This is a genomic window from Neisseria sicca VK64 (genome assembly GCF_000260655.1).
Taxonomy (GTDB): Bacteria; Pseudomonadota; Gammaproteobacteria; order Burkholderiales; family Neisseriaceae; genus Neisseria; species Neisseria sicca_B.
In genome coordinates, this window is the sequence record NZ_AJMT01000014.1 from 1 (window position 1) to 25,376 (window position 25,376).

24 protein-coding genes, 3 tRNA genes and 3 pseudogenes are annotated in these 25,376 nt (G+C 52.2%); 18 read left to right on the forward strand and 12 right to left on the reverse strand.

Annotated features, from left to right (window positions below; translation table 11 throughout):
- From HMPREF1051_RS12695 to HMPREF1051_RS01250, 8 genes and pseudogenes are all read right to left on the reverse strand, one after another.
- Positions 1-594: pseudogene (locus HMPREF1051_RS12695) on the reverse strand (transposase); the annotation flags it as partial.
- A 211-nt stretch (positions 595-805) separates the two neighbouring features.
- On the reverse strand, positions 806-1,633 hold the full coding sequence (locus tag HMPREF1051_RS01215; protein ID WP_003763215.1) for a VacJ family lipoprotein: 828 nt from the start codon (positions 1,631-1,633) through the stop codon (positions 806-808).
- Positions 1,630-1,908, reverse strand: a complete 279-nt coding sequence (locus tag HMPREF1051_RS01220) for an STAS domain-containing protein (protein ID WP_003763195.1) — start codon at positions 1,906-1,908, stop codon at positions 1,630-1,632. Before HMPREF1051_RS01220 ends, HMPREF1051_RS01215 begins: the two co-directional genes overlap by 4 nt.
- Before the next feature lie 98 nt (positions 1,909-2,006).
- Positions 2,007-2,597 (reverse strand): MlaC/ttg2D family ABC transporter substrate-binding protein, encoded by a 591-nt coding sequence (locus tag HMPREF1051_RS01225; RefSeq protein ID WP_003763204.1) that lies wholly within the window; start codon positions 2,595-2,597, stop codon positions 2,007-2,009.
- Positions 2,598-2,633: 36 nt separating this feature from the next.
- The gene (mlaD, locus tag HMPREF1051_RS01230) at positions 2,634-3,131 is read right to left on the reverse strand and encodes an outer membrane lipid asymmetry maintenance protein MlaD (RefSeq protein ID WP_003760568.1); all 498 of its coding nucleotides are present in this window, start codon (positions 3,129-3,131) and stop codon (positions 2,634-2,636) included.
- Positions 3,132-3,181: 50 nt separating this feature from the next.
- Positions 3,182-3,958: a lipid asymmetry maintenance ABC transporter permease subunit MlaE gene (gene mlaE, locus HMPREF1051_RS01235; RefSeq protein ID WP_003760565.1), complete on the reverse strand. Its 777-nt coding sequence runs from the start codon at positions 3,956-3,958 to the stop codon at positions 3,182-3,184.
- A gap of 139 nt (positions 3,959-4,097) precedes the next feature.
- Complete coding sequence (locus HMPREF1051_RS01240) at positions 4,098-4,898, reverse strand: ABC transporter ATP-binding protein (RefSeq protein WP_003760562.1); 801 nt, start codon at positions 4,896-4,898, stop codon at positions 4,098-4,100.
- Between the two features lie 518 nt (positions 4,899-5,416).
- Positions 5,417-5,872 carry a four-helix bundle copper-binding protein gene (locus tag HMPREF1051_RS01250; RefSeq protein WP_036491073.1) on the reverse strand — a complete coding sequence of 152 codons (456 nt, stop codon included), beginning with the start codon at positions 5,870-5,872 and terminating at the stop codon, positions 5,417-5,419.
- A 551-nt stretch (positions 5,873-6,423) separates the two neighbouring features.
- Between HMPREF1051_RS01250 and HMPREF1051_RS01255 the strand changes: the two genes are divergently transcribed.
- On the forward strand, positions 6,424-7,110 hold the full coding sequence (locus tag HMPREF1051_RS01255) for a Bax inhibitor-1 family protein (protein ID WP_003760551.1): 687 nt from the start codon (positions 6,424-6,426) through the stop codon (positions 7,108-7,110).
- Positions 7,111-7,671: 561 nt separating this feature from the next.
- On the opposite strand, the gene HMPREF1051_RS01260 is transcribed toward HMPREF1051_RS01255, so the two are convergent.
- Positions 7,672-8,952 (reverse strand): LysM peptidoglycan-binding domain-containing protein, encoded by a 1,281-nt coding sequence (locus HMPREF1051_RS01260; protein ID WP_003763232.1) that lies wholly within the window; start codon positions 8,950-8,952, stop codon positions 7,672-7,674.
- Positions 8,953-9,233: 281 nt separating this feature from the next.
- Here HMPREF1051_RS01260 and def point away from each other — a divergent pair, with 281 nt between their 5' ends.
- From def to HMPREF1051_RS01275, 3 genes are all read left to right on the forward strand, one after another.
- Complete coding sequence (gene def / locus HMPREF1051_RS01265) at positions 9,234-9,737, forward strand: peptide deformylase (protein ID WP_036491081.1); 504 nt, start codon at positions 9,234-9,236, stop codon at positions 9,735-9,737.
- Positions 9,738-9,882: 145 nt separating this feature from the next.
- Positions 9,883-10,809, forward strand: a complete 927-nt coding sequence (gene fmt, locus HMPREF1051_RS01270; protein ID WP_003763198.1) for a methionyl-tRNA formyltransferase — start codon at positions 9,883-9,885, stop codon at positions 10,807-10,809.
- Between the two features lie 133 nt (positions 10,810-10,942).
- Positions 10,943-11,464, forward strand: coding sequence for an O-acetyl-ADP-ribose deacetylase (locus tag HMPREF1051_RS01275; RefSeq protein WP_003763222.1), 522 nt, complete (start codon positions 10,943-10,945; stop codon positions 11,462-11,464).
- A 285-nt stretch (positions 11,465-11,749) separates the two neighbouring features.
- Here the strand turns inward: HMPREF1051_RS01275 and HMPREF1051_RS01280 are convergent, their stop codons facing one another.
- Complete coding sequence (locus HMPREF1051_RS01280) at positions 11,750-12,034, reverse strand: PepSY domain-containing protein (RefSeq protein ID WP_003763239.1); 285 nt, start codon at positions 12,032-12,034, stop codon at positions 11,750-11,752.
- 172 nt (positions 12,035-12,206) lie between these two features.
- Here HMPREF1051_RS01280 and rsmB point away from each other — a divergent pair, with 172 nt between their 5' ends.
- From rsmB to topA, 8 genes and pseudogenes are all read left to right on the forward strand, one after another.
- Positions 12,207-13,466, forward strand: a complete 1,260-nt coding sequence (gene rsmB, locus HMPREF1051_RS01285; protein ID WP_003763245.1) for a 16S rRNA (cytosine(967)-C(5))-methyltransferase RsmB — start codon at positions 12,207-12,209, stop codon at positions 13,464-13,466.
- Positions 13,432-14,025 carry a DUF4390 domain-containing protein gene (locus HMPREF1051_RS01290; RefSeq protein ID WP_003742625.1) on the forward strand — a complete coding sequence of 198 codons (594 nt, stop codon included), beginning with the start codon at positions 13,432-13,434 and terminating at the stop codon, positions 14,023-14,025. The genes rsmB and HMPREF1051_RS01290 overlap by 35 nt, the downstream gene beginning before the upstream one ends.
- Positions 14,026-14,028: 3 nt before the next feature.
- The gene (locus tag HMPREF1051_RS01295; RefSeq protein WP_003760528.1) at positions 14,029-16,152 is read left to right on the forward strand and encodes a sensor histidine kinase; all 2,124 of its coding nucleotides are present in this window, start codon (positions 14,029-14,031) and stop codon (positions 16,150-16,152) included.
- Positions 16,145-17,428 (forward strand): sigma-54-dependent transcriptional regulator, encoded by a 1,284-nt coding sequence (locus HMPREF1051_RS01300; protein ID WP_003763191.1) that lies wholly within the window; start codon positions 16,145-16,147, stop codon positions 17,426-17,428. The genes HMPREF1051_RS01295 and HMPREF1051_RS01300 overlap by 8 nt, the downstream gene beginning before the upstream one ends.
- Positions 17,429-17,805: 377 nt before the next feature.
- A pseudogene (gene dprA, locus HMPREF1051_RS01305) lies at positions 17,806-18,736 on the forward strand (DNA-processing protein DprA); the annotation flags it as partial.
- A gap of 134 nt (positions 18,737-18,870) precedes the next feature.
- Positions 18,871-19,026: pseudogene (locus HMPREF1051_RS15540) on the forward strand (DNA-protecting protein DprA); the annotation flags it as partial.
- Between the two features lie 26 nt (positions 19,027-19,052).
- Positions 19,053-19,508, forward strand: coding sequence for a DUF494 family protein (locus HMPREF1051_RS01310; protein WP_003742632.1), 456 nt, complete (start codon positions 19,053-19,055; stop codon positions 19,506-19,508).
- A gap of 84 nt (positions 19,509-19,592) precedes the next feature.
- Positions 19,593-21,899, forward strand: coding sequence for a type I DNA topoisomerase (topA, locus tag HMPREF1051_RS01315; protein ID WP_009312695.1), 2,307 nt, complete (start codon positions 19,593-19,595; stop codon positions 21,897-21,899).
- 72 nt (positions 21,900-21,971) lie between these two features.
- On the opposite strand, the gene HMPREF1051_RS01320 is transcribed toward topA, so the two are convergent.
- Together HMPREF1051_RS01320 and HMPREF1051_RS01325 are read right to left on the reverse strand one after the other, a co-directional pair.
- Complete coding sequence (locus HMPREF1051_RS01320; RefSeq protein WP_141764352.1) at positions 21,972-22,667, reverse strand: hypothetical protein; 696 nt, start codon at positions 22,665-22,667, stop codon at positions 21,972-21,974.
- Between the two features lie 189 nt (positions 22,668-22,856).
- Entirely contained in the window at positions 22,857-23,078 is a 222-nt protein-coding gene (locus HMPREF1051_RS01325) for a hypothetical protein (RefSeq protein WP_003742639.1), read from the reverse strand.
- A gap of 270 nt (positions 23,079-23,348) precedes the next feature.
- Between HMPREF1051_RS01325 and rsmD the strand changes: the two genes are divergently transcribed.
- From rsmD to HMPREF1051_RS01355, 6 genes are all read left to right on the forward strand, one after another.
- Positions 23,349-23,915, forward strand: coding sequence for a 16S rRNA (guanine(966)-N(2))-methyltransferase RsmD (gene rsmD / locus HMPREF1051_RS01330; RefSeq protein ID WP_003763227.1), 567 nt, complete (start codon positions 23,349-23,351; stop codon positions 23,913-23,915).
- 121 nt (positions 23,916-24,036) lie between these two features.
- On the forward strand, positions 24,037-24,288 hold the full coding sequence (locus HMPREF1051_RS01335; RefSeq protein ID WP_003679513.1) for a YfhL family 4Fe-4S dicluster ferredoxin: 252 nt from the start codon (positions 24,037-24,039) through the stop codon (positions 24,286-24,288).
- A gap of 99 nt (positions 24,289-24,387) precedes the next feature.
- A tRNA-Tyr gene (locus HMPREF1051_RS01340) sits at positions 24,388-24,471 on the forward strand.
- A 36-nt stretch (positions 24,472-24,507) separates the two neighbouring features.
- A tRNA-Gly gene (locus tag HMPREF1051_RS01345) sits at positions 24,508-24,581 on the forward strand.
- An 11-nt stretch (positions 24,582-24,592) separates the two neighbouring features.
- Positions 24,593-24,667, forward strand: a tRNA-Thr gene (locus tag HMPREF1051_RS01350).
- Positions 24,668-24,707: 40 nt separating this feature from the next.
- Positions 24,708-25,376: GTP-binding protein (locus HMPREF1051_RS01355; protein WP_003763189.1), on the forward strand; the 669-nt coding region annotated here is incomplete at its 3' end.

The window sequence follows — 25,376 nt, forward strand, 5'->3', positions numbered from 1 at the left end:
TCGGTACGGGTATGTTGTTTGTAACCGAGTTTGTAGAGGCCGTTTTTCTTTGTCCAGCGGGCATCGCTGTCTTTGCTCGGTGTGGTTTGGCCGCTGACTTGTCCTTCCTCGTCAACTTCTATGGCCTGACGCTGTTTGCTGCCGGCGGTCTGAATAATGGTGGCGTCAACGACGGCGGCGGATGCCTTCTCTACTTTTAGGTTTTTTTCGGCCAGTTGTGGTTGATCAGTTCCAGCAATTCGGACAGGGTGTCTCTTGCGCCAGCCAGTTGCGGTAGCGGCATAAGGTGCTGTAATCGGGGATGCTCAGTTCGTCAAAACGGCAAAACAGGTTGAAGTCGATGCGGGTGATAAGGCTGTGTTCGAGTTCGGGATCGGAGAGGCTGTGCCATTGTCCGAGCAGGACGGCTTTGAACATGGACAACAGGGGATAGGCGGGACGGCCGCGGTGGTCTCTAAGGTAACGGGTTCTTTGACGGTTCAGGTATTGTTCGATCGGTTGCCAATCAATCACCTGATCCAACTTCAATAATGGGAAGCGGTCGATGTGTTTGGCAATCATGGCTTGTGCGGTTTGCCGGAAGAAGGTGCTCATGAGAAATCCCCTAAGTGTCTTGGTGGGAATTTAGGGGATTTTGGGGAATTTTGCAAAGGTCTCCCACTATATGATGTGGCGCAGGCTTGGTAGTGAGTTGCGCAAGCAGACTTATGATTTTCTAAAACGGCATAGAAAAAGGTCGTCTGAAACCCTGAAAAGAGGTTTCAGACGACCTTTTGCATGGAAACCGGATTAATCGTTTGCCGCATCATCGGCTGGTGTTACCGGTTTGGATAGGGGTGTATAAATAAAGGTCGGCAGTTTCGCCGGCAGAGGTATTGGAGGTATCTGCCCCGGCTTCGGCAGGCGCATCGCTGTCCACCAATTCGTCAATGTCGATATTGTCATCCTCGCCTTGCGGTAATGTCCCGCCGGTTTGGCGGCTGCGCACTTTCATGTAGAGGTCGCGGGTGTAGCTGTATTTGTCGATGGCGGCGTCTTCCAAACCGTCGGTCAGGTCAAGCAGGGCTTCGCGGGTGTTGACGATGTTCAAGCCGGTGGTACTCCAGCGGCCTGCGGGAGTGTGGAACACGGCGCTTTTGACGGGATAGACGGTGGTAATGGCGTTGCCTGCGGTGTCGCGGATGGTGGAGGGGCCGAGCAGCGGGACGACGAAGTAGTTGCTGTTTTTCCAGCCCCATGTGGCGAAGGTGTCGCCGAGGGTGTTTTTGTTGTCGGGAACGCCGCCTGCGCCTGCGACGTCAATCAGGCCGCCGAGTCCGAAGGTGGTGTTGATGCCGACGCGGACGAGGTCTTCGCTGGCGCGTTTGACATCGAGGCGCAAGACGTTGCTGCCGAAGCTGACGACGTCGCGCAGGTTGTTGAAAAAGTTGCTCACGCCGGTGCGGACGGGCTTGGGCGTTATTTTGCGGTAGCCGCGTGCGACGGGGGCGAGGACGTATTGGTCGGCCTTGTCGTTGAATTTGAAGACGGCGCGGTTGTAGCCTTCGTAGGGGTCGGCGGGGTTGTTCTCGGCAAATGCGGGGGTTGAGGTCAGGCCGATGAGGAATAGGAGTGAAGCGGTGGTTTTTTTCATGGGTTCAACCAGTCTTTGATTTCGTAAAGCTCGGACAGGGTGCGCACGGATTCGGGTATGCCTTGCAGGGTGATTTTCCCGTCTGGGCGGCGCAGTGCGTCAAGCAGCAGGGACACGCAGGCGGAATCGGCGCGCCCGACGCCGCTCAAATCGACCGCGCGGGTATCTTTCAGACGACATTGCTGTCTGAAGCGGGTAAAGGCGGCGGCGGTCAGGGTTTTGACGGTTACGTCGCCGCTGATGTGCAGCGTACCGTCGCGAAGTTCGGTTTGCATGGCTGTCTTGTCAACTTAATCTTGGATGATAAAACCTGAAGGTCATGGTGTGCGAAAGCCATGTCGTCTGAAAACGGACGGCATGGCTTGTCTTTGCGTTATTTGCTGCCGTTTTTGGCTTTCAGCTCGGCAATCAGTCCGTCTACGCCTTTGGCTTTGATGGTTTCGCCGAATTGGTTGCGGTACACGGTTACCAGGCTCGCGCCTTCGATGGCGACGTTGTAGGCACGGTATTTGTTGCCGCTTTGGTAGGTGGTGAAGTCCATGTTGACGGGTTTTTGACCGGGTACGCTGACTTCGGCGCGGACGATGATTTCTTTGCCGCCTTTATTGACAACGGGGTTGTCTTTGACGTTGACGCTGGCGTTTTTGAATTTCAACATGGTGCCGGAGTAGGTGCGGATCAGCAGGGTTTGAAATTCTTTGGTCAACGCTTGTTTTTGCGCGTCAGACGCGGTACGCCAAGGGTTGCCGACTGCCAGCGCGGTCATGCGTTGGAAATCGAAATAGGGAATCGCGTAGGCTTCGGCTTTGTGGCGGGCGGTGTTGGCATCGCCGCTTTTTAAGATGCTCAATACTTGAGTGGCGTTTTGACGGATTTGGTTCACTGCGTCGGCAGGGGCGGCAACCGCCATGCTGATGCTCAAGATGCCGATGCTCAGTGCGCTGATGAAAGAGGTTTTTTTCATGATTAAGTGTCCTAGTATCAATATGATGGTGTACGTTTATTCGGTGGTTTTTGCTGCATCGTTGCCACCCGCCGCGTTTTTCTCGGCGAAGCTGGTCATGAATTTACCGATCAGGTTTTCCAGAACCATGGCGGAACTGGTAACGGAAATGGTATCGCCCGCGGCGAGGGGTTCAGTATCGCCGCCTTGTTGCAGGCCGATATATTGTTCGCCCAACAGGCCGGAAGTCAGGATTTGCGCGGAAACGTCGCTGCTGAACTGATATTTGCTGTCCAAATCGAGGCGAACTTTCGCCTGATAGGATTTCGGGTCAAGCTCTATGGAACCGACGCGTCCGACCAATACGCCCGCAGATTTGATCGGTGCGTTGGCCTTCAAACCGCCGATGTCGCTGAAATCGGCATATACGGTATAAGTTTTGCCGGAATTGCCGAACGCCGCGCCGCCCGCCACGCGGAAAGCGAGAAAGCCGACCGCTGCCACGCCGAGCAGGACAAACAGTCCGACCCAAAATTCCAATACATTCTTTTTCATTAAAGTTCCTTGAATATCCAATGTTCTTTGTTTCGTTTTCAGACGACCTGTCAATCCGTAAACATCAATGCGGTCAACACAAAGTCAATCGCCAAAATCGTCAGGGCGGACGAAACCACCGTACGCGTGCTGGCGCGCAAAATGCCTTCCGAGGTCGGTACGCAGTGGAAGCCCTGATGCACGGCAATCAGCGTTACCGCCACGCCGAACGCGGCAGATTTGATCAGACCGTTGATTACATCGTAATGGATCGTGATGTTGTTCTGCATTTGCGACCAGAAAATGCCGCTGTCCAAGCCCAGCCAGGTTACGCCGACCAAATACGCGCCGTAAATCCCCGCCACGTTGAAAATCGAAGCCAAAAGCGGCATGGAAAACACGCCCGCCCAAAAGCGCGGCGCAACCACGCGGGCGACAGGGTTGACCGCCATCACGTTCATCGCTTCGAGCTGTTCGGTCGTTTTCATCAAACCGATTTCGCTGGTCATCGCACCGCCCGCGCTGCTGGCAAACAGAATCGCCGCCAACACCGGACCCAGTTCGCGCAACAGCGAAGCCGCGACCATATAGCCCAAAATATCGGCGGATTTGAATTTCGACAACTGCGTATAGCCCTGCAAACCCAAAACCATGCCGACGAACAGCCCTGAAACGGCAACAATCAACACCGACAGCACGCCGGCAAAATACACTTGGCGCACGCTCAGGCGCGGACGGACGAAAGCCGTACCGGATTTCGCCAGAATATTCAGCAGAAACAGCGTAATACTGCCGAGGGATTGAATAAAGCCGAGGGTTTTCGCCCCGACGGAACGGATAAAATTCATAGGTTTCCATTACGGATTAACGGGTTTCAGACGACCTTGTAGGATGATAGTGATGGGTCGTCTGAAAAATGATTTCGGCTTCAGGCAACAACGGTACAAACGTTTCAGACGACGTCTGCAAACCGAGGTCGTCTGAAAACTACCCAAGCAAATCTTGCTGCAACGACGTTTGCGCCGGATAGCGGTATGCTACGGGGCCGTCTGCCAGCCCGCCGACAAACTGGCGCACCCAAGGCGAATCCAGTTCGCGCATTTCCTGCGGCGAGCCGGAGAACATAATTTCGCCGTGTGCCAAGAAAATCACTTGATCGACGATTTCCAAAGATTTTTCAATGTCGTGCGTTACCATAATACTGGTCGAACGCAAAGCCTTATTGACGCGGCTGATCAAGTGGGCAATCACGCCCAAGGAAATCGGGTCGAGGCCGGTAAACGGCTCGTCGTACAACATGATTTCAGGGTCGAGCGCGATCGTGCGGGCAAGTGCGACGCGGCGCGACATCCCGCCGGACAACTCGGACGGCATCAGGTTTTCCACGCCGCGCAGACCGACCGCGTTCAATTTCAACAAAACCAAATCGCGGATAACCGCTTCCGGCAGGCGCGTCAGTTCTCGCATCGGAAAAGCGATATTGTCGAATACAGACAAATCGGTAAACAGCGCGCCGTGTTGGAACAACACGCCCATACGGCGGCGGTGTTCGTACAATTCATCAGCCGAAAAACCCGCCAAATCACGTCCTTCAATCAAAATCTTACCCGACTGAGGATGAATCTGACCCGTAATCAGCCGCATCAGCGTGGTTTTGCCGCTGCCCGAACCGCCCATCACGGCGGCGAAGTTTCCTTGGGGAATGCTGAAATTGATATTGTTCAGAATCGGACGGTCGCCATACGCGAAGGCAACGTCTTTCATTTCGATGAAGGGTACGGAACTCATGAAAGGGAAGATAAGGCGGGATGTATTTTAATTACTTGCATTGTAAAGCTTATCAAGGTGTCGGGCAATTTTCAGACGACCTTATCAAGAAAACGTCTGTTAAGAAGCGTGAAAATCAGGTGTTTGACAGAAATTTTAAGACCATTGGAATGGTTAAGATTGGAATCTTGCAACCTGCTGTCTTCATTTCAGAACGGGGCGAGTTACAGAACTTAATAATCCTAAACATACCGATTTTTGCAGGCGGGTGAAATTTTAAATTTATGGCAAGATTTTGTAGGCAAAGACACAACATTCTATAGTGGATTAACTTTAAATCAGGACAAGGCGACGAAGCCGCAGACAGTACAGATAGTACGGCAAGGCGAGGCAACGCCGTACTGGTTTAAAGTTAATCCACTATACAAACAAAACTTACATTTCAAATCAATTTGCGAGAGCCCTCCCATCCAAAACAAACCGGCCTGCCTGCAAAACAAAGCTTGTTTCACAGGCAGGCCGATTATTTATTGCGTCAATTAAGCAGCGATTTTTTCGCACTCTTTGATGCAGGCAAGGCAAGACTCATAGCATTGCTTGCATTCTGCGTGGTGGCCTGCGTGTTGTTTGCACGCTGCGGAACATTGTTTGCACGCTTCGACGCAGACTTTTGCCAAAGAAGGGGTCAGCGGAGAGTTTTGTGTAGCAAGGTTTTGCAGCGCGCCGCACAATGCCAGCATTTGGTTGACACCTGTTGCGCAGTCTTTCATTGAAGTATCGCCTTGACTCAGCAGTCGGATGCAGTGTGCCAAACAGATTTGACCTGCTTCAACACAGTGGGCAGCCGCTTTTCTGGCTGCTTCATAGGTTTTGGACGCAGCAGCAGGGGCAGCGTGGGAATGGCCTTTATGGTCATGATGTCCGTGGGCGCGGGCGAATGAGGCGGCAGCTGCCAAAGAAACGGCTGTACCACCCAAGAATTGACGACGGTTCATACTGTATTTCCTTATGTAATCATTGATATGAAGTGAAACATAACGAATCGCTAAAATCGAAGACAGCAGCTTTCTGCGCATCATTGATGTCGTCTGAAATCAGCCGTTTATGAAATTTTGAGCGATTGCACTACACTTACCGCCGCAATCCTATCATTCAACGGTTCGACAGACAATAAATCGAAAGTTGATAAATAATCAATGAAGTTATTTTATTTCTTATGTTGTTTACACAGCCTGAAACCGGCTCTGTTCAAATTTGCTATGGCAAATCATTAAATTTCAAAATCCATTATCTTGCAGAAGTTGGTTTTATCCGGTTTTGAAGTGGTGGGAATCAAATCAAACGGTAAAGGGGCAGGCAAAGATTCGGCATCGGTTTCAGAAGCAGTCTTTAATGTAAATTTATGAGTGCGGCACTTTAAAATGCTTTGAACGCTACCACTTATCCTCAAACGGCGACGTAGGCATATTTTTATGCCCAAGCCAATAATTTGCTGATAGAATCAGGACTCTTTTTGTTTTCACACATTTTTTCAGGAGCAAACGCCATGCGAAACGACGTTTACGACTATCCTCTTGCAGGACAAGTTTCTCAAAACATTGTCTTGCAAAAAACTTACCGCCTGCTGGGTTTGTCTTTCATTCCCGCTATTGCCGGCGCATTTGCCAGCAGCGCTTTGAACCTAAACCTGTACGCTATGTTCGGCGCACGCTGGATGGGTTTTGTAGCTGTATTGGCATTCTTCTACGGTATGATTTTCCTTATCGAGAAAAACCGTTACAGCAATACGGGCGTTGTCTTGTTGATGATTTTCACCTTCGGTATGGGTGTGTTGATCAGCCCGTTGCTGCAATATGCGCTTGCTATCCGTAATGGTACTCAAATCGTAGGTGTCGCCGCAGCCATGACCGCCGGCGTATTCTTTACGATGGCAGCAATGGCGCGCCGCACAACGATGAATATGAACTCGCTCGGACGCTTCTTGGCAATCGGCGGTGTGGTTCTGATGATTGCAGTGGTTGCTAACTTCATTCTGCAAATTCCGGCTCTGAGCCTGGCTATTTCCGGCGCGTTTGTTGTGTTCAGTTCGCTGGTTATTATGTGGCAGGTGCGTACCGTGATTGACGGTGGCGAAGACAGCCATATCAGCGCGGCCCTGACCATTTTCATCTCGATTTACAATATTTTCAGCAGCCTGTTGCGCATCTTGTTGGCATTCACCAGCGACGATTAATTGCTTAGATTCTGATATCGAGGTCGTCTGAAGTCTGAAAAGGTTTCAGACGACCTTTTTATATCCGTAGGTTTTGGTTGTGTGGATTTGCTTTAAATCAGATGGGTAATCATGCGGCGGTTCGTCAGGGGGTAGAAAGCCGATTGGCTTGGTGTTTGGTGGGGTATTAAACATTGTTGAGAAGCAAACTTGATGGGCTGCATTTGGGAAGTTAAAGGTTTGGCTAGAGCTTCGATGTTTGAAAAAATGTTTGTTTCAGACTTGTACAGCGTAATGCTGTATTGAGTTAGCTTGTTGAAGGTGCATTATTGGATTTTGCTCTTGTGAAAACGAAACGCGGTTTCCGTCGATGTGCAGTGTTTTATAGTGGATTAACTTTAAATCAGGACAAGGCGACGAAGCCGCAGACAGTACAAATAGTACGGCAAGGCGAGGTAACGCCGTCCTGGTTTAAAGTTAATCCACTATATCATAAACGGCGTCATTTTCAGACGACCTTTATGACCCATATAAAAAACGTCGTCTGAAATTTTCAGACGACGTTTTGCTGTCGGCAATCGATCAATATTTATTGATGTTGCTGTGGATATTGTATTGGTTGTGTTCCGTATCGTGGGAATCTTGCGGTTCGTTGCGGACGTGCGGTTTGTCGTCAGACATATTGTCCAGGTCGCGGCCGGGTTCGGATACGGTGTCGCCGATGTTGATGCTGGTCAGGTTTTCCAAAATGATGGCGGACGAGAGATGTTCGCCGGTGCGGTATACCATGGCCAATGCGGTTTCTTCGGCAGGGATGGAAACATATTTGACTACGCTCCTACGGCCTTTTTTGCCTTCTTCCAAATCGACTTTCACTTGGCGGTCGCGTTTGTAAATGCTCAAGACCGTGCCTTTGTCCAAGCCGTCGGCGGAACCTTTGTTCAGGGTAACGGTTTGGAACTGTCCGGCTTCGTGTACGCCGTCGAGGATGGAGATGACTTTACCGTCGATGTGTTGCGTCGGCGCGTGCGGCATGATTTGGAAAGGCTCGGTTTCGCCGTCCATTTTCAGCAGGAAATCGCCTTTGCGGATTTCGGAAACGGCTTCTTCCACAATCATAGGCTGCGCGGTTTGGGTCGGTACTTTCGCCAGCGGATGCAGGCGGGTGTAGTATTCGCCGTCTTTCAGGTATTTGCGGTCTTCGTCGGAGGCGGAGTCCAGCGCGCTGTTGGTGTAGGGCAGGGTGCTGACGATGCCGCTGAAGACGACTTCTTGTCCGAGGTATTTGCGGGTATCGGGATCAGTCAGGTCTTTGACGGCACGGTAAACCAGATAGCGGCCGGGTTCGGTCACGCCATAGGCGTACACGCGTTCGCCTTTGCTGTACATGATGCGGTTGTCAGGACCGTCGATCAAGCGCGGCGCGTCTTGGGTCTTCATTTGGTCGATGAACTGCGGATGTTGCATGAACATGCGGTAGAAGTTCACGTTGACGGTTTGGATGCCGTAGCCTGAAGAGGTTTCGCGGACGCGCGGGCTGAGTTTGATGACCGGAATGCCATCATTGCCTGCGGAGCCGTTTTCGAAGCCCAGTTGCGGGCGGCCGTTGACGTAGCGCAAAACCAACACCTGACCCGGATAAATCAGATGCGGATTGCGGATTTCGCCGCGGTTTGCGCCCCAAAGGCGGTTCCACTGCCACGGGCTATACAGATATTTGCCGGAGATGCCCCAGAGTGTGTCGCCGTTTTTCACGACGTAGCGTTGCGGCGCATCGGGGCGCACTTTTAATGAAGCTGCTTGAGCGTGGGCGGAAATTGCCATGCCCGCGACACAAAGCAGGGTTATAATACGTTGTTGCATAACCGTTCCCCTTGAAATTGATTCGGTTTGTCTTTAAATGATAAACGGAGAAAATGAAATGGCCGGGAGTTTGCAAAAAACCGCCGTCCCCCTTTAAAAAACGTCAATAGGCGTTTCGTGCGCATTGAACAGAAATTCATTGACGCATATTTTATCATTGAATGTTAGTGTCATCACGGGAATTGTGAAGACAGGCGCAAAATTTGTATGAAAACACACACAATCTGCTGCCGGACGCGTTTGAATGCGCGTCCCGAGTATTGAAAAACGAAGAGAAAATTATGGCTTTACTGAATATCCTGCAATATCCCGACGAGCGTCTGCACACCGTGGCGAAGCCTGTCGAGCAAGTCGATGAGCGCATCCAAAAGCTGGTTGCCGATATGTTTGAAACCATGTATGAAGCGCGCGGTATCGGGCTGGCGGCGACGCAGGTCGATGTGCATGAGCGCGTCGTCGTGATGGATTTGACCGAAGACCGCAGCGAGCCGCGCGTGTTTATCAACCCCGTCATTATTGAAAAAGACGGCGAAACCACTTACGAAGAAGGCTGCCTGTCCGTGCCGGGCATTTACGACACCGTTACCCGCGCCGAACGCGTCAAGGTCGAGGCTTTGAACGAAAAAGGCGAGAAATTCACGCTGGAGGCGGACGGGCTGTTGGCGATTTGCGTGCAGCACGAGTTGGATCACCTGATGGGCATCGTTTTTGTCGAACGCCTGTCGCAGCTCAAACAGGGTCGGATTAAGACCAAACTGAAAAAACGTCAGAAACACACCATCTAAAAGCCGAATGATACGGTCGAACAGGTCGTCTGAAAGAGGGGAAGCGGCAGCAAGCCGTTGTTTTTCAAACTTTCAGACGACCTGTCGCAATGTTTGCCGTTGCGCTATATAGGTCGTCTGAAACCCATTTCCAAGGAGTTTCCCCATGAAAGTCATCTTTGCCGGTACGCCTGATTTTGCCGCTGCCGCCTTAAAAGCCATTGCCGCCGCCGGTTTTGAAATCCCGCTGGTGTTGACCCAGCCCGACCGCCCCAAAGGGCGCGGGATGCAGCTTGCCCCGTCTCCCGTGAAGCACGCCGCATTGGAATTGGGTTTGCGCGTGGCGCAGCCCGAAAAACTGCGCAACAACGCCGAAGCCCTGCAAATGCTCAAAGAGGTTGAAGCCGACGTAATGGTCGTTGCCGCCTACGGACTGATTCTGCCGCAAGACGTGTTGGATACGCCGAAACACGGCTGCCTCAACATCCACGCCTCGCTGCTGCCCCGTTGGCGCGGCGCGGCGCCGATTCAGCGCGCGATTGAAGCGGGTGATGCCGAGACGGGCGTGTGCATCATGCAGATGGACATCGGTTTGGACACCGGCGATGTGGTCAGCGAACACCGTTACGCCATTCAACCGACCGATACGGCGAATGAAGTACACGATGCGCTGATGAACCTCGGTGCGGAAGCGATTGTTGCTGATTTGCAACAATTAAAGGCGGAGGGTCGTCTGAAAAGCGTCAAACAGCCCGAAGAAGGCATTACTTATGCACAAAAATTAAGCAAAGAAGAAGCGCGTATCGATTGGAACGAAAGCGCGGCAGTGATTGAACGCAAAATCCGCGCCTTCAATCCCGTCCCCGCTGCGTGGGTAGAATATCAAGGCAAACCGATGAAAATCTGGCGGGCTGAAGTAGTGGCACAACAAGGCAGGGCGGGCGAAGTGTTGTCTTGCTCGGCTGACGGCTTGGTTGTTGCCTGCGGCGAGAATGCGTTGAAGATTACCGAATTGCAGCCTTCCGGCAGCAAACGGATGCCGATTGCGGCGTTTGCGGCAGGACATAAGATTGAGGTTGGGACGGTTTTGTAGAAGCTGTTTGCAGGCTGATTAATTTTCAGACGACCTTTCTTCTGATGATTCAGAGGTCGTCTGAAAATATCGGCAGGGAAACGTTTGGTTTTGTTGAACTGACGACAAGATTCCCCAAGTTTAGGAGCAGATCATGGCAGTGTTTGAAGTAGTCGAAGGCGATATTACAAAACTTGAAGTCGATGCCATCGTGAACGCCGCCAATGCCTCGTTGTTGGGCGGCGGCGGCGTGGACGGCGCGATTCACCGCGCGGCGGGACGGGAATTGTTGGAAGCGTGCAGAAAGTTGAACGGCTGCCGCACGGGCGAAGCGAAAATCACCCAAGGCTACCGGCTGCCGGCGAAATTTGTGATTCACACCGTCGGGCCGGTTTGGTTCGGCGGACACCGCAGCGAAGCGGTCAAGCTGGCGGAGGCGTATCAAAATTCCCTGCTGTTGGCGCAAGAACACGGCATCCGCAGCATCGCCTTCCCCTGTATCAGCACAGGCGTGTACCGTTTCCCCGCTGATTTGGCTGCCGAAACAGCTTTGGCGATTTTGAAAAAAACCTTGCCACAGTGTCCGTCTGTCGAAAAAATCGTTTTCTGTTGCTATTCGCCGCAGGATGCCGAACGCTATCGGACATTGTTGGAACGGGACGGAGCGGTCGTCTGAAAGTCCCGAATCAGGCAAAACGGCAGATTAAATGTTTTCAGACGACCTCAGGCAAGCTTGAGGTCGTCTGAAAACAGAAAAGCTGGATATATAGTGGATTAAATTTAAATCAGGACAAGGCGACGAAGCCGCAGACAGTACAGATAGTACGGAACCGATTCACTTGGTGCTTCAGCACCTTAGAGAATCGTTCTCTTTGAGCTAAGGCGAGGCAACGCCGTACTGGTTTAAAGTTAATCCACTATACAGTCCGGCTTCCTATAAGAATCCATTATCAAGAATCAATTAATCGTCGCAGTGGTTGTCGGTGTCCACTTTGATGACGCGGCCGCTTTGTGAGGAAACGTCCACATCGTATTCGGTACAGCCTCTGAGGATTTCGATTTCCCAGCGTCCGTCGCTGTGGTCGATGTCGGTAACGCGGCCGCCGCCGACGCGTTTCTTGGCGATTTTGACGGCTTGCGCTTGGGAGATGGCGCGGGAATGTTTGTGCGGTGCCGCCGCGGCGGTCAGGCTGCCGGAAACGAGTGCGGCGGAAACGGCAAGCAGGGAAAGGGCGCGTAAATTCATGATGAATCCTTATGTGTGTTGAAAAGAACGGACTATATGGATATTGTCATGAGCGGGCAATCGGATTAACACAATTTGAATCTTGCTCCGAACAGCGCCCGAACCGATTGTAAGGCGTTTACATTTTTAACGAACAAATCGAACCGAAGCAGGTATTTAAGGAATTGAATTTATGAGTATGTCCCTCGCCCAAAAACTCGCCGCCGACAGCATTGCGGCGGTCGCCGAAGGGCGCAACCTTCAGGATGTGTTGGCGCAAATCCGCGCGGCGCATCCCGAGCTGACGACGCAGGAAAACGGCGCGTTGCAGGATATTGCCTACGGTTGCCAGCGTTATTTGGGCAGCTTGAAACATATGCTCGCGCAGATGCTGAAAAAGCCGATTGACAATCCGCAGCTCGAAAGCCTGCTTTTGGCGGCGATGTACCAACTGCATTACACGCGCAACGCGCCTCATGCCGTGGTCAACGAGGCGGTCGAGAGTATCGCGAAAATCGGGCGCGGGCAGTACCGTTCGTTTGCCAACGCGATTTTGCGGCGTTTTTTGCGCGAGCGGCAGAAGCTGGAGGCTTCGTGCAAAAAAGACGATGTGGCGAAGCACAACCTGCCGCTGTGGTGGGTGGCATACCTGAAAAACCATTATCCGAAACATTGGCACAACATCACCACCGCGCTGCAATCGCATCCGCCGATGACGCTGCGGGTCAACCGCCGCCACGGCAATGCCGAATCGTATTTGGAAAAGCTGGCGGCGGAAGGTATTTCGGCTAAGGCGTTGGATGAATATGCGGTAACGTTGGAAGAAGCTGTGCCGGTGAACCGGCTGCCCGGTTTTGCCGAAGGGCTGGTGTCGGTGCAGGATTTCGGGGCGCAGCAGGCGGCGTATCTGTTAAACCCTAAAGACGGCGAACGGATTTTGGACGCGTGCGCCGCGCCGGGCGGGAAGACGGGGCATATGTTGGAACTGGCGGATTGTCATGTTACCGCTTTGGATATAGATGAAGGTCGTCTGAAAAGGGTGAAGGACAATCTCGACCGCTTGGGGTTTCAGACGACCGCTCTGGCTTGCGCCGATGCGCAGGACTTGGCGGCGTGGTATGATGGAAAGCCTTTCGACGCCATCCTTGCCGACGTGCCGTGTACCGCTTCGGGTGTGGCGCGGCGCAATCCCGACGTGAAATGGCTGCGCCGTCCGACCGATGCCGCCAAAACCGCCCGTCAGCAGGAGGCATTGCTGGACGCGCTTTGGCAAACCCTGACGAAAAACGGCAGAATGCTGCTTGCCACCTGCTCGGTGTTCGTCGAAGAAAACGACGTTCAGTTGCAAAAATTCCTCAACCGCCACGCCGATGCCGAGCTGATCGAGTCGCGTGTGCTTTTACCGAACAAACATCAAGATGGCTTTTATTACGCGCTTATCAAAAAGCAGTAAACGGCTGTTTGGAACGCTGTTGCTCGCCCTGTCGCTGAATGCGGCGGCGGAGGGCATCAGCGTGACCCGCTCCGAGGCGAAGCTGACCGAAACCGGACAGCTTTCCGTCAGCAGCCGTTTCCGCACCGATTTGCCCGACCAGCTCAAACAGGCGCTCCGGCAGGGCGTGCCGTTGAATTTCACTTTGAGCTGGCAGCTTTCTGCGCCTTCCATGCCGTCTTACCGCTTCAAGTTTGACCAGCTGCTCAACAGCGACAACACCATCCACTACAAACTTTCCTTCCATCCGCTGACCAACCGCTACCGCATAACCGTCGGCACGTTTTCCACCGAATACGACACGCTCGAGACCGCCTTGCGCGGCGTAGGGGCGGTCGCCAACTGGAAAGTGCTGTCCAAAGGCGCGTTAAGCGGCGTTGCAGCGAAAGACACACAAGCCGAAATCCGCCTGCTGCTTTCAACAGCAAAGCTGCCCAAACCTTTCCAAATCAACGCATTGACTTCTAAAAACTGGCACTTGGATTCCGGCTGGAAGTCTCTGACTATCTCTCAGGAGTAAACCATGCGCCGCTTTCTCCTGATTGCCGTGTTGGCGGCGGTGGGACTGCTCTACGGACTGACCATTGCAACGGGCAGCACCAGTCCGCTGGCGGAATATTTCTGGTGGATTATCGCCCTGTGTGCGCTGCTGATGCTGGTGTTGGCGTCGGTTTTGACGCGCTACGTCCTGCTCCTCATGCGCGACAAAAGCAAGGGCGTGTTCGGTTCGCAGATTGCGCGGCGGCTGTCGGGGATGTTTACGCTGGTGGCGGTATTGCCGGGCGTGTTCCTGTTCGGCATTTCCGCGCAGTTCATCAACGGCACGATTAATTCGTGGTTCGGCAACGATACCCACGAAGCCCTCGAGCGCAGCCTGAACTTGAGTAAATCCGCATTGAATCTGGCAGTGGACAACGCCGTCAGCAACGCCACGCCGGTGCAAATCGACCTGATCAGCACCGCGTCTGTGGACGGCGATTTGGGCAAGGCGCTGAAAAATGCCGCCAAATCGGGCGGCTTTACCCAGCTTTCGCTCTACGACGTCAAAACCCATAAAACCGAGAAAAGTGTCAATCCGCTGAAACTAAACCAACCCGAACTCGACAAAGAAGGATGGGAGAAGCTGGAGCAGACCGGCTCGATACGCAGTTTGGAAAACATAGAAAATGTCTTGTACGCGCAAGGCTGGATGCTGATCGGCGCGCACAACGGACGCGATTACGCCTTGTTTTTCCGCCAGCCCATCCCGCAGGATGTGGCGCAAGATGCGACGCTGATTGAAGCGGCGCGGGCGAAATACGCCGAATTGAGCTACACCAAACAAGGCCTGCAAACCTTCTTTTTGGCGACTTTGCTGGTTGCCGCGCTGTTGGCGATTTTCCTTGCCTTGGTGATGGCGCTGTATTTCGCCCGCCGCTTCGTCGAGCCGGTATTGTCGTTGGCAGAAGGTGCAAGGGCGGTGGCGCAGGGCGATTTCAGCCAGAAACGCCCCGTGTTCCGCAACGACGAATTCGGCAGGTTGACCCAGTTGTTCAACCACATGACCGAACAGCTTGCCATCGCCAAAGAAGCCGACGAGAACAACCGCCTGCGCGAAGAAGCGGCGCGCCACTATCTCGAATGCGTGTTGGAAAGCTTGACCACGGGCGTGATTACTTTGGATGCCGAAGGTCGTCTGAAAACCTTCAACAAAGCCGCCGAACGGATTTTGGGCATTGAATTGGTGCCGCTGTGGGGTAGCAACTGGCACGACTGGCGCGGACAATCGCCGCAGCAGACCCTGCTTGCCGAAGTGTTTGCCGCCATTGAAGAAACCGCCAATGCCGCCAAACCCGTCCAAGTCGAATACGCCGCCCCCGACGATGCGCGGATTCTTTTGGGTAAAGCCACCATCCTGCCCGACGACAACGACAATGGTGTGGTAATGGTGATCGACGACATCACCGTCCTCATCCGCGCCCAAAAAGAAGCCGCTTGGGGCGAAGTGGCGAAACGGTTGGCGCATGAAATCCGCAATCCGCTCACGCCTATCCAACTTTCCGCCGAGAGATTGGCATGGAAATTGCATGATAAATTGGACGAACAACACGCCCAAATCCTCAGCCGTTCGACCGATACCATTGTCAAACAGGTGGCGGCATTGAAAGAAATGGTCGAAGCCTTCCGCAATTACGCCCGCGCCCCGTCGCTGAATTTTGAAAAACACGATTTGAACCGTTTGGTCGAAGAAGTGTTGCTGCTGTACGAGGGCGGGGCGTGCCGCTTTGTTCCAAACTTGTCCGACAAGCCGCAGCCGATTTCCGCCGATACCACCGCCATGCGGCAGGTGTTGCACAATATTTTCAAAAACGCGGCAGAGGCGGCGGAAGAGGCAGAAGTTCCGCAAGTGAATGTCAGCGTCGGTGAAGATAACGACGGACAGGTTTTATTGACCGTTTGTAACAACGGCAAAGGTTTCAGCAAGGAAATGCTGCATAATGCTTTCGAGCCGTATGTTACCGACAAGCCGACAGGTACGGGTCTGGGATTGCCCGTTGTGAAGAAAATCATCGAAGAGCACGGCGGCCGCATCAGCCTGAGCAATCAGAACGAAGGCGGCGCGTGTGTGAAAATAGCCTTACCCCGATTGGTAGAAACTTATGCGTAGCAGTGATATTTTAATTGTAGATGACGAAGTAGGTATCCGCGACTTGCTCTCGGAAATCCTCCAAGACGAAGGTTATTCCGTGGCTTTGGCGGAGAACGCCGAAGAGGCGCGCCAACTGCGCCACCAGACCCGTCCCGCCATGGTGTTGTTGGACATATGGATGCCCGACTGCGACGGTATTACCCTGCTCAAAGAGTGGGCGAAAAACGGACAGCTCAACATGCCCGTGGTGATGATGAGCGGACACGCCAGCATCGACACCGCCGTCGAAGCCACCAAAATCGGCGCGCTCGATTTTTTGGAAAAACCGATTGCCCTGCAAAAGCTGCTCTCTACCGTCGACCGCGCCCTCAAACACGGCGAAATGCAGATGGCGGCGGGCTTGTCCTTCGACAAACTCGGCAACAGCCCCGCCATTCAAGAATTCAAGCAACAACTTGAGCCTGCCGTGAAAAAAAGCGGACCCGTGCTGCTCAGCGGCGAAACCGGTTCGCCGTTTGAAATCGTTGCCCGTTATTTCCACAAAAGCGGCACGCCTTGGGTCGGACTCAGCCGCGTCGAACTCATTGCCGATGCGCCATTGGAGCTGCTGCAAAAAGCATCGGGCGGCACGCTTTATCTCGGTGATGCCGCGCAGTACAGCAAAAACATCCAAAACGGCATCAGTTTCATCCTCGGCAAGGCAGACCGTTACAACGTGCGCGTTATCGTCGCCGGCAGCCACGCCGCCGATGAAAGCCCGGCAGACGCCATTGCCGATGCCAAGTTGTCCGAACTGCTTTCCGGCAACGTCATCAGTATCCCGCCGTTGCGCAGCCAATCCGAAGACATCGCTTTCTTGGTCAACCAAGTCATGACCGAATTGGCGGACAGCGAAAAAATCCAGCCCGTCAAATTCAGCAACGGCTCGCTGACTGTTCTCTGCCAATACAACTGGCCGGGCAATTTCGACCAGCTCCGCAGCGTCGTGAAAAACCTGATGCTGGAGGCGGACGGACAGGAAGTCCACGAGCAGGCGGTCGTTGCCGCATTGGGGCAAAAACGGGCGACAGTCGCCACTGAAATCGTCGGCGGTTTCAACTTCAATATGCCTTTGCGCGAACTGCGTGAAGAATTGGAGCGCCGCTATTTTGAGTACCACATCGCTCAAGAAGGGCAAAACATGAGCCGTGTCGCCCAAAAAGTCGGTCTGGAGCGCACACACCTCTACCGCAAACTCAAACAATTAGGCATCAGCGTTTCCCGCCGCAGCGCAGCGGAAAAAGCAGAAGAGTAGGGCGGTAGTAGGATAAGAGGTCGTCTGAAAGCATACGGTACGCCGCGGTATGTTTTCAGACGACCTTGTTTGCCATCAACACGCCCGTTTTTGTCGAATAACCAACTCACTTTTGAGGCAATGTGCGACAACCATTCAAATGACAGATTTTCTTGCCGTATCGTGTAGAATATAAAAATATTACAAAAGTTACTAACGGGCTGCCGGCTGTTTGGCAGCATCCGCATGACGGTGAACAGGTACGAAACCGGAATCAGGCGCGGGAACGCCGTATCGGTTTAAAGTTCGTCGGCTTTATCGTTAAATACTGACATTTATCCGTTTTCAGACGACCTCCCGAACAAAGGTCGTCTGAAAACAACAAGGGGACACAATTGATGACGGAAAACGACCGCCTTGCCTGGCTGCAACTGGCGTTTACGCCTTATGTCGGCGCGGAGGGCTTCTTGCTCCTGCTGCAACGTTTCGGCAGCGCGAAAGCCGCGCTGGATGCTCCTGTGGAGCAAATTGCCACGATAGTGCGCCACAAGCAGGCAGCCGAATCTTGGCGCAACGGCGAAAAACGGGCGTTGGCGCAAAAAGCTGCGGAAGCGGCATTGCAATGGGAAAAGCAGGACGGCTGCCGTTTGTTGCTGCTGCAAGATGATGATTTTCCCGAAATGCTGACGCAGGGCATTACCGCGCCGCCGGTTTTGTTTTTGCGCGGTAATGTGCAACTGCTGCACAAACCTTCCGCCGCCATTGTCGGCAGCCGCCATGCCACGCCGCAGGCGATGCGGATTGCCAAAGATTTCGGCAGAGCGTTGAGCGAAAAGGATATTCCCGTCGTGTCGGGTATGGCTTCAGGTATCGACACCGCCGCCCATCAAGGCGCGTTGCAGGCGGGCGGCGGCACCATCGCCGTATGGGGGACGGGCATAGACCGCATTTACCCGCCGTCCAATAAAAACCTTGCCTATGAAATCGCCGAAAAAGGATTGATTGTCAGCGAGTTTCCTTTGGATACGCGGCCGTTTGCGGGCAACTTTCCGCGCCGCAACCGCCTGATTGCCGCGTTGTCGCAGGTTACGCTGGTGGTTGAAGCCGCGTTGGAATCCGGTTCGCTGATTACCGCCAAGCTGGCGGCGGAGATGGGACGGGAGGTGATGGCGGTGCCCGGTTCGATAGACAATCCGCACAGCAAAGGCTGTCATAAGCTGATTAAAGACGGCGCGAAATTGGTGGAATGTTTGGACGACATCCTTCACGAATGTCCGGGGCTATTGCAAAATGCGGCAGTTCCATCATATTCTATAAATAAGAAAAACAAAAAAACGGAAAAACGCACTGCCGTCAGAGAGACGTCGTCTGAACCTGTTTTGCCGTTTTCAGACGACCTTCATGTCCGAAAACAGCCGGCGCAAGCCAATACGGTTGCCGCGCCGACAACGGAAGACGGGCTGCTGGACGCCATGGGTTACGACCCCGTTCATCCCGATATATTGGCGCAGCAAACTGCATGGGCGGCGGCAGACGTTTACGCCCGACTGCTGGAATACGAACTCGACGGCATCGTCGCCGCCTTGCCGGGCGGACGCTATCAGCGCATAAAAGCATAATTCGATTCATTCATTAAGGAACCAGCATGACAGAAGTCATCGCCTATCTCATCGAACACTTCCAAGATTTCGACAATTGCCCGCCGCCGGAGGATTTGGGCCGCCTGTTGGAAGATGCGGGTTTTGACGTAACGGAAATCGGCAATACGCTGATGATGATGGAAGTGTTGTTCAACACGTCCGAATTCGCCGCCGCGCCGTTCGATAGCCATGCCCTGCGCGTGTATTGCAACGAAGAAGTGGAAAACCTGCCACAGGAAGTCATGGGGCTGATGCAGTATCTGGTTGCCGAACGCGCCATCACTTACGAGCAGCGCGAAATCGTCATCCACGCCCTGATGCACATCCCGCCCGAAGAAATCACGCTCGATACGGCGAAAGTGCTGGTGTTGCTCTTGTTGTGGGCGCACAAAAGCGAATTGCCCGTCTTAATCGGCGACGACCTGATGGGCGCGCTCAACGGCAAAGCGACCATGCATTAAACCTTTTCAGACGACCTTTTGACGCAGCTTGTTCAGAAAGGTCGTCTGAAACGCATCATCCAATACATTAAAAGAGAACAAACAATGGCGAAAAACCTCTTAATCGTCGAATCACCGTCCAAAGCCAAAACCCTGAAAAAATACCTTGGCGGCGATTTCGAAATTCTGGCCTCCTACGGCCACGTCCGCGACCTCGTCCCCAAAAACGGTGCCGTCGATCCCGAACACGACTTCGCCATGAAATACGAGCTGATCAAACGCAACGCCAAACACGTCGATGCGATTGTCGCCGGAGCCAAAGAAGCCGAAAACATCTACCTCGCAACCGACCCGGATAGGGAAGGCGAAGCGATTTCCTGGCATCTTTTTGAAATCCTCAAATCCAAACGCGGCCTGAAAAACATCAAGCCGCAGCGTGTCGTGTTCCACGAAATCACCAAAAATGCCGTGCTCGACGCCGTCGCCAACCCGCGCGAAATCGAAATGGACTTGGTTGATGCGCAACAAGCCCGCCGCGCTTTGGACTATCTGGTCGGTTTCAACCTCTCGCCATTGTTGTGGAAAAAAATCCGCCGCGGTTTGAGCGCGGGCCGTGTGCAAAGTCCCGCCCTGCGTTTGATTTGCGAACGCGAAAACGAAATCCGCGCGTTTGAAGCACAGGAATATTGGACGGTACATCTCGACAGCCACAAAGGCCGCAGCAAGTTCACCGCCAAACTCGCCCAATACAACGGCGCGAAACTCGAACAATTCGACCTGCCGAACGAAGCCGCGCAAGCCGACGTATTGAAAGAACTTGAAGGCAAAGAAGCCGTCGTTACCGCCATCGAAAAGAAAAAGCGCAGCCGCAATCCCGCCGCGCCGTTCACCACTTCTACCATGCAGCAGGATGCCGTGCGCAAACTCGGCTTCACCACCGACCGCACCATGCGTACCGCCCAGCAGCTTTACGAAGGTATAGACGTAGGGCAGGGCGCCATCGGTCTGATTACCTATATGCGTACCGACAGCGTGAATTTGGCCGATGAAGCGTTAACCGAAATCCGCCATTACATCGAAAACAAAATCGGCAAAGAATATCTGCCGAGTGCCGCCAAACAATACAAAACCAAATCCAAAAATGCCCAAGAAGCGCACGAAGCCATCCGTCCGACTTCCGTGTACCGCACGCCCGAAAGCGTCAAACCCTTCCTGAGTGCAGACCAGTTCAAACTCTATCAAATGATTTGGCAGCGCACCGTCGCCTGTCAGATGACGCCAGCCAAATTCGACCAAACCACCGTCGATATTACCGTCGGCAAAGGCGTATTCCGCGTCACCGGACAAGTGCAAACCTTCGCAGGCTTCCTCAGCGTTTACGAAGAAAGCAGCGACGATGAAGAAGGCGAAGACAGCAAAAAACTGCCCGAAATGAGCGAAGGCGATAAATTGCCTGTGGACAAACTCTACGGCGAGCAACACTTTACCACCCCGCCGCCGCGCTACAACGAAGCCACGCTGGTTAAAGCCCTCGAAGAATACGGCATCGGCCGCCCCTCGACTTACGCCAGCATCATCTCCACGCTCAAAGACCGCGAATACGTTACCCTTGAGCAAAAACGCTTCATGCCCACCGACACAGGCGACATCGTCAACAAATTTCTGACCGAACACTTCGCCCAATACGTCGACTACCACTTCACCGCCAAACTCGAAGACCAGCTCGACGAAATCGCCGACGGCAAACGCCGCTGGATTCCCGTGATGGACAAATTCTGGAAACCGTTCATCAAACAAGTGGAAGAAAAAGAAGGTATCGAACGCGCCAAATTCACCACGCAGGAACTCGACGAAACCTGCCCCAAATGCGGCGAACACAAACTGCAAATCAAGTTCGGCAAAATGGGCCGTTTCGTCGCCTGCGCCGGCTATCCCGAGTGCAGCTACACGCGCAACGTCAACGAAACCGCCGAAGAAGCCGCCGAGCGCATCGCCAAAGCCGAAGCCGAGCAAGCGGAACTCGATGGGCGCGAATGCCCTAAATGCGGCGGTCGCCTAGTGTACAAATACAGCCGTACTGGCAGCAAATTCATTGGTTGCGCCAACTACCCTAAATGCAAACACGTCGAGCCGCTGGAAAAACCGAAAGACACCGGCGTCCAATGCCCGCAATGCAAAAAAGGCAACCTCGTCGAGCGCAAATCCCGCTACGGCAAACTGTTTTACAGTTGCAGCACCTATCCCGACTGCAACTACGCCACTTGGAACCCGCCCGTCGCCGAAGAATGCCCGAACTGCCATTGGCCGGTTTTAACCATCAAAACCACCAAACGCTGGGGCGTAGAAAAAGTCTGCCCGCAAAAAGAATGCGGCTGGAAAGAGCAGATTGAACCGCCTGCACCGAAAGAGTGAGATTAGGTTGGTTTGAAAGAGAAAAGGTCGTCTGAAAAATTTTCAGACGACCTTTGCTTTTCTGTGATTGGTTTATTTGAATCCGCGTGTCGTTTTAAAGTCCGATAAAATACGGTTCATTTCTGGTTCAAATAAGGCTATGTAATCGTAAGATAGACCGCGACTGGCGCTAGGATGAGGCAGACAGACGACTTCGCAATTTTCAAACGATTGGAATCTGATTTTGAAACGTGTACCGCTAAAATCTTTTTGTACTACTCGTAGCGGTTGAGTTTGTTTTCCGACAAGCTGCTCGAAGCGCGGCAATACATTTGCGCGATTAAGATAATTTGTCAGATTGCTTCCCATGAAGAGAATCAATTTAGGGCGTAGTTTCTCAATGTGGTAGAGAAAATTATCGACGTGTTCAGGCTGGAGAAATTTGTTTGGATTGTCGATTTTGTTGCCCTGAGTGGCTGCCCAGTTGGTTTGAACCAGGGATTTTTCAAATGCACCGCCCAATCCATTTTCGTCTAAGGGGTGTCCCCACATTTCAAACCAATTTTTTATCGTATAGTCGTAACGCCACTTTTTTGCCTGCTCTCCGAAATAGAGGGATTTATTGGCAAATGTATGGTCGATTTTGTTTTCAGGGAGTTTGTATTCACCTGCTACATAAGCAGCCTCATCGGCTTTACTCCAACCCCATTCATACCCACAAATCATTAAACCATGTTTGTCGTTGTAACCTTGGAATATACTGTTACTGAGATTCAGGTCTGACATGATAATAACCTTATATAAATATTTCACAGAGAGATACTCATTATAAATAAGTAAATGTAATTTATCTAGTTTAAGTTTAAAATGCACTTTACATGGTGAAACATAGTTCAGTATTTCATGTCGTCAAATTCAAAATGAAAAGGTCGTCTGAAAAATTTTCAGACGACCTTTTCAGTCTTATTAAGAAAGGATTTAACGCCTTGCAAAAACCAGTGTGGCAAGAAAGAATAAACTGACTATCAGAGCAACGGTTTTGCCGATCAAGGGCAGGCAAAAGACGAACCAAAGCAGACCGCGTCCCAAGTTCGGAATCAATCCCAAGTGGCGGTAATATTCGTCAAAGAAATGGGCGTGGGCGGTGAAGGCAATCACGCCGCCGATATAAACACCCAAAATAATTTTCCAAAGCGGCATTGTCAGCCATCCATATTTTCATTAAGTATTATGGCCAATAGACTGAAAAAGCGGTGGGAAAGTTCTAATGGCGGACGTAAGCGACCTTTTTATTTGAGAAAATATTTTATGATTTATAAAATTTTGTAAGTTTAGCATCATAAAAAATAAAATTTCACGATGCGCCGATTTGTTTTCATGCGGCCTTAAATGAAAAAAACGCTGCGGTATAATGGCTGCTTTGTCATTCTTTAGAGGTCGTCTGAAACTGTCGGACGATTCGTTTTAATCATGAGCAAACACAGCAAACATTCAAATCAAGTCCGCATTATCGGCGGGCAATGCAGGGGACGGAAACTGGTTTTTGCAGATGCGGACGGTCTGCGGCCGACGCCTGACAGTGTCCGCGAAAAACTTTTCAATTGGCTGGGTCAGGATTTGACCGGTCTGAATGCGTTAGATTTGTTTGCCGGAAGCGGCGCGTTGGGATTTGAGGCCGCGTCCCGTAACGCGAAGAGGGTAGTGCTGGCAGATAATAATCGCAAAACTGCCGATATGCTGCGGCAAAACGCCAGAACATTGGGTTTGGATAAACTGGAAATCCTCAATACCGATGGCCTTGCGTATCTGCAGAGGTCGTCTGAAAAGTTTGATGTGGTCTTTTTGGATCCGCCGTTTGCGTGGCAGGATTGGGAAAATTTGTTTGCTTCTTTGAAAAACAGCTTGAAAAACGGGGCAATGGTCTATATTGAAGCAGGGGAGCTGCTCGATTTCCCCGAGTGGCTGGAGCCTTATCGCGAAGGACGGGCGGGTAAGAGCGGTTTTGTGCTCTTGCAGTTTGTCCAAGTAGCTGAATAGTAAGAGATTTGAGAATCATTACCAGGGTGTAAACATTCGCCTAAACGGATTGTTTTTGACGCGTTTGTGCTATAATCCGCGCCCAATCGGTTTTGATAATTTAAATGAAAAAGGAAAAGAAATGTCGCTCTTTATTACAGATGAGTGCATTAACTGTGACGTTTGCGAGCCGGAGTGCCCCAATGACGCCATCTCGCAAGGCGAGGAAATTTACGAAATCAACCCTAATTTGTGTACGCAGTGCGTAGGCCACTACGATGAGCCGCAATGTCAGCAGGTATGCCCCGTGGACTGCATCCTGATTGATGAAGAGCATCCGGAAACGCACGAAGAGCTGATGGCAAAATACGAAAAAATCATTCAGTTCAAATAAATTCTTTTTTAAAGCAATAAATTGAGTGATTTTAAGAAAACAAAATTAAAAAAGAACTTGACGAAAATCTGAGTCACGAATAAACTTGCGTTCTCTTTTGGTGGGATTCCCGAGCGGTCAAAGGGGGCAGACTGTAAATCTGTTGCGAGAGCTTCGAAGGTTCGAATCCTTCTCCCACCACCAAATTCCAATGTGTTGGAGCATTGATGCAGTAAGTCTGCGGGTGTAGCTCAATGGTAGAGCAGAAGCCTTCCAAGCTTACGGTGAGGGTTCGATTCCCTTCACCCGCTCCAATAGTCTATTGGCCCATGTAGCTCAGGGGTAGAGCACTCCCTTGGTAAGGGAGAGGCCGGCAGTTCAAATCTGCCCATGGGCACCAAATACCATTTTCTCAGTATTTTAAAGATAGGAAATTTGCCATGGCAAAGGAAAAATTTGAACGTAGCAAACCGCACGTAAACGTTGGCACCATCGGTCACGTTGACCATGGTAAAACCACCCTGACTGCTGCTTTGACTACTATTTTAGCTAAAAAATTCGGCGGTGCTGCAAAAGCTTACGACCAAATCGACAACGCTCCCGAAGAAAAAGCCCGCGGTATTACCATCAATACCTCACACGTAGAATACGAAACCGAAACCCGCCACTACGCACACGTAGACTGCCCGGGACACGCCGACTACGTTAAAAACATGATTACCGGTGCCGCACAAATGGACGGCGCAATCTTGGTATGTTCCGCTGCCGACGGTCCTATGCCGCAAACCCGCGAACACATCCTGTTGGCCCGTCAAGTAGGTGTACCTTACATCATCGTGTTCATGAACAAATGCGACATGGTTGACGATGCCGAGCTGTTGGAACTGGTTGAAATGGAAATCCGTGACTTGCTGTCAAGCTACGACTTCCCAGGCGACGACTGCCCGATCGTACAAGGTTCTGCACTGAAAGCCTTGGAAGGCGACGCAGCTTACGAAGAAAAAATCTTCGAACTGGCTGCCGCATTGGACAGCTACATCCCGACTCCTGAGCGTGCCGTGGACAAACCGTTCCTGTTGCCTATCGAAGACGTATTCTCCATCTCCGGT